This is a genomic window from Streptomyces otsuchiensis (assembly GCF_004305975.1).
GTDB classification, from domain to species: Bacteria; Actinomycetota; Actinomycetes; order Streptomycetales; family Streptomycetaceae; genus Streptomyces; species Streptomyces otsuchiensis.
On the sequence record NZ_BHZI01000393.1, the window covers coordinates 1 to 4,167 of the forward strand.

Below are 4,167 nucleotides of genomic sequence, written 5' to 3' on the forward strand. Positions count from 1 at the left end.
GGGGATGCGCAGGGGGCGGGGTGCTACCCGGCGGCGGCCGGCCGGTAGACGCAGACATGGGCCCCGGCCGGGCTGGTGACGGAGGAGGCCAGTTCGAGGGTGCGCAGCGTGCCGTCCTCGGGGAAGATCCGCTTCCCGCCGCCGAGCAGCACCGGCATGATCACCAGCCGCAGCTCGTCGACCAGGTTCTCGGCCAGCAACGTCCGCGCCAGGGTGGCGCTGCCCATCACCAGGAGGTCCCCGCCCTCGCCGCCGCGCAGCTCCCGGACCCGGGAGACGGCGTCGCCGCCCGCGATGCGGAGGGTGTTGTTCCAGGTCAGGTCGGTGTCCTGGAGGGTGTGGGAGACCACGTACTTCGGGATGGCGTTCATCCGGTCGGCGAACGGGTCGCCGGCCCGCTCCGGCCACGCCCTGCCCATCGCCTGCCAGGTCCGCCGCCCGAACAGCAGCGCCTCCGCACCGGCCAGCGCCTCGTCGAAGGCACCGCCCACCGTCTCGGGGTCGAAGAACGGGTGCGTCCAGCCGCCGTGGGCGAACCCGCCGTCGGTGTCCTCCTCCGGTCCGCCCGGTGCCTGCACCACACCGTCCAGGCTGATGAACTCACTGATCACGACGCGCATGGGGTGACTCCTCTTCCGCTCCGGGCTGAGGCGACGAAGACTGCCACGCCCCGCTGACATCCTCGCTCCGGTCGCCCCGTCCGGCAGCCGTGCGCGGGCATCCGGTGGACACCCGCCGATGGCGGACGGGGCTGACAGGGCGGCCCCCGGAGTGGTTGGCTGGCGGGACGCAGTGGGCGGCGGCGGCCGCGGGCGAGCGAGAACGAGCACGGCGAACGAGTACAGGGGTCGAAGGGTGCGTTACCCGGAGGGCGTGCGGGCGGACGGGCTGCCGGCGGTGTTGTCGGACCCGGGCCGGCTGGCGGCACTCGGCGCCAGCGGCCAGGTCGGGAGCGCCCCCGAGCGGGTCTTCGACGACCTGACCCGGCTGGCGGCGGCGGTGACCGGCTGCGGCATCGCCGCGCTCACCTTCGTCGCGGAGGACCGCACCTACTGGAAGTCGGTGCCGCACCTGCCCTACGGCGGGCCCGAACTCTGGCAGAACGCGGTCGCCGACAGCTTCTGCTACTTCCCCGTGGGGACGAACGGCCCGTTCGTCGTCGAGGACGCGGGGGAGGACCCCCGCACCGCCGGGCACCCGGCCCTCGCCCCCTGGGGCGTCGGCGCGTGGGCCGGCTTCCCGATCGTGACGTCCGACGGCCAGGCGATCGGCAGCATGTGCGTGATCGACGCCGAGCCACGCATCTGGAAACAGGGCGAGTTGGAGGCCCTGGCGATCCTGGCCCGCGCGGTCTCCAGCGAGGTCAACCTGCGCGTCTCCCTCACCGCCACCCGCACCGCGCTCGACGACGCGCGGGACGCGCTGGAGCGGGCCCAGCACGCGCTGACGAACTCCAGCGAACTGGCGCGCAGCCTCCAGGACAGCCTGCTGCCCCCGGCGCTGCGCCCCGTCCCCGGGCTGGAGGTCGCGGCCCGCTACCTGCCGGCCAGCGGCGACGCCGCCGTGGTCGGCGACTTCTACGACCTGTTCCAGGGACGCACCGGCTGGTGGACGGCGGTGATGGGCGACGTGTGCGGCAAGGGCACCGACGCGGCCAAGGTGACCGCGCTGGCCCGGTACACCATGCGTGCCGACGCCGGGGAGCACCTGTCACCGGCCGAAGTCCTGGACCGGCTGAACACCGCCATGCACGCCCAGCGTGCCCCGAGGTTCCTCACCGCCGTGCAGACCACGTTCCGCACCACCCCGGCCGGACTGTCCGGCCGGCTCTGCCTGGCCGGGCACCCGCCGGCCCTGATCCGGCGCGCCGACGGCCGTGTGCAGCAGGTGGGGACGTCCGGCACGCTGCTCGGTGTCTTCCCGGCCGTCCGCCTCTCCGACGTCCGTTTCCGGATGGCGCCCGGCGACCTGCTGCTGCTCTACACCGACGGCGCGTGCGAGGCCCGCCCGGACCCCGCCGCCCCCGGCCCGCACCGGCCGATGTTCGACGAGGCGGCGCTGGCCCGGACCCTGGCCGAGACCCCCGGCCTGGACGCCGACGCCACCACCCAGCACATCGCGGCGGCCCTCGCCGCCCACCACGGGGGCTTCGCCAGCGACGACACCGCCCTGCTCGCGGTGCGCGTCCCGCCGGCGCCGGCCGCCGCCTGACCGCCCGGGGCCCCGACCGTCCCGCCGCCGTGTCACCGTCCGTGCCCTTCGGCACGACGGCGTTCTCGCTGTTCTCGCTGTTTCCGCTGTTTTCGCTGGTCGGTGACCCGCCGTGGCCGGCTCGGCCGCCCCCGGTGACCTGACAGGTTCTCACTTGCGCTTTTCGAACACATGCTCGAAATTCGAAGGGTGTGGACGGTACCGGCGACCCATGAGGCGACCCACGAGCCAGCCGCGCCGCGCGGTGACCGGGGTTCCGTGCCGGCGCTCGCCGGGCTGCTGCCCGACGGCCGCGTGCGGCCCGGAACGGCCGTCAGCGCGGGCGGTGACATGCCGCTGCTGCTGGCCCTGGCCGCCGACGCGGTGACCTCGGGACCGGGTCGCACCGGCCCGGTCGGCTGGGCCGCGATCGGCCTGCCCTCGCTCGGCCCGCTGGCCGCCGCCGACGCCGGACTCGACCTCGGCGCGGGCATGTGGGTGGACGCCCCGGGCCGGCAGTGGCCCCAGGTGCTGCACGCCGTGCTGGAAGCCGTCCCCGTCGTGATGACCGGACCGCTCACCCCGGTGCCCGACCGGGTCCGCCGCCGGCTGGCGGCCGCCCTGCGCCGCAGCGGCGCCGTCCTGCTGGCGGCGGAGGGCTGGGACGGCGCCCAGGTACGGCTGCGGGTGACCGCCGCCACCTGGGAGGGGGTCGGCACCGGCGAAGGGCTGCTGCGCGGCCGCCGGGTACGGGTGACCGCCGACGGACGGGGCGCGGCGGGCCGCGTCCGCCAGGCGGAGCTGTGGCTGCCCGGACCGGACGGCACCGTCTCCCTCGCCGCCCCGTCGAGCCTCCCCACCGGCCTCGCCGCTCCCGCCGCCGCGCCCGGCCCCGCTGCCGCGCCCGGGTCCCGGGCGCCGGTGCGGCGGACCGGCCCGCTGCGGGCGGTGGGGTGAGTGTGATGGCCCGCGTCCTGGCCGTCTGGGTGCCCGACTGGCCGGTCACCGCCGCCGGCGCGGCGCCGGACGTCCCGCTCGCGGTGATGTCCCAGGGCGTGGTGCTGGCCTGCTCCACCGCCGCACGGGCGGCCGGGGTGCGACGCGGCATGCGGCTGCGCCCGGCCCGCTCGCGCTGCCCCGGGCTACGCACCGTCGAACGCGACGTGGAGGAGGAGGTACGCCGGTTCGAGCCCCTGGTGCGGGAGCTGGAGGAGGCGGTCATGCCCCGGCTGGAGGTCATCCGGCCGGGGCTGCTCGCCGCGCCCGCCCGGGGCCCGGCACGCTACTGGGGCGACGAACGGCGGCTGGCCGAACGCGTCACCGTCGTGCTCGGGGAACTGGGCCATCCGGCGCGGGTCGGCGCCGCCGACACCGTCTTCGCCGCCGCGCTCGCCGCCCGCGGCGGGCTGCTGGTCCCGCCGGGGGAGAGCGCCGCCTTCCTGGCGCCCTACCCGGTCGGCGTCCTGGGCCGGCCGCGGCTGACGGAGCTGCTGTTCCGGCTGGGAGTCACCACGGTCGGCGCCTTCGCCGCGCTGCCCACGGACCGGGTGACCACCCGGTTCGGCGCCGAGGGGACCGCCGCCCACCGCACGGCCCGCGGCCTGGAGGCCCGCCCCGTCTCCTCCCGGACCGGCACCGTCGACCACACCGTCAGCCACGCCTTCGAACCCGCCACGACGCTGCTGGAACCGGTGGTCTTCGCCGCCAGGGCGGCCGCCGAGCGGCTGCACGAGCGGCTGGCGGGCGCCGGGGTGGTGTGCGCCCGGCTGGAGGCCGAGGTCGAACTCACCGGCGGGCGGCGGCTGTCCCGGGTCTTCCGCCACGAGGGGCGGCTCTCCGCCGCCGCCGTGGCCGAACGGGTACGTGGCGTGCTGCGGGCGTGGTCCACCGACGGCAGTCTGCCCGCGCCGGACGGGACGGCCGGCCCCGCCGCGCCCCGGCGCCCCGGACCCGGCCGCGTCCCGGACGGCCCCGGCG

General features: G+C 77.0%; 4 protein-coding genes. 3 read left to right on the forward strand and 1 reads right to left on the reverse strand.

Annotated elements, in window-relative coordinates:
• Window positions 1–23: 23 nt before the first annotated feature.
• Entirely contained in the window at window positions 24–620 is a 597-nt protein-coding gene (locus E0D90_RS24140) for a dihydrofolate reductase family protein (RefSeq protein WP_103500997.1), read from the reverse strand.
• Window positions 621–855: 235 nt separating this feature from the next.
• Here E0D90_RS24140 and E0D90_RS24145 point away from each other — a divergent pair, with 235 nt between their 5' ends.
• The 3 genes from E0D90_RS24145 to E0D90_RS24155 all read left to right on the forward strand — a co-directional run.
• Entirely contained in the window at window positions 856–2,211 is a 1,356-nt protein-coding gene (locus E0D90_RS24145) for a SpoIIE family protein phosphatase (RefSeq protein ID WP_227870461.1), read from the forward strand.
• 258 nt (window positions 2,212–2,469) lie between these two features.
• The gene (gene imuA', locus E0D90_RS24150; RefSeq protein ID WP_157996934.1) at window positions 2,470–3,147 is read left to right on the forward strand and encodes a DnaE2-dependent mutagenesis accessory factor ImuA'; all 678 of its coding nucleotides are present in this window, start codon (window positions 2,470–2,472) and stop codon (window positions 3,145–3,147) included.
• Between the two features lie 5 nt (window positions 3,148–3,152).
• A partial coding sequence (locus tag E0D90_RS24155; RefSeq protein ID WP_130800077.1) for a DNA polymerase Y family protein occupies window positions 3,153–4,167 on the forward strand: 1,015 nt, incomplete at its 3' end.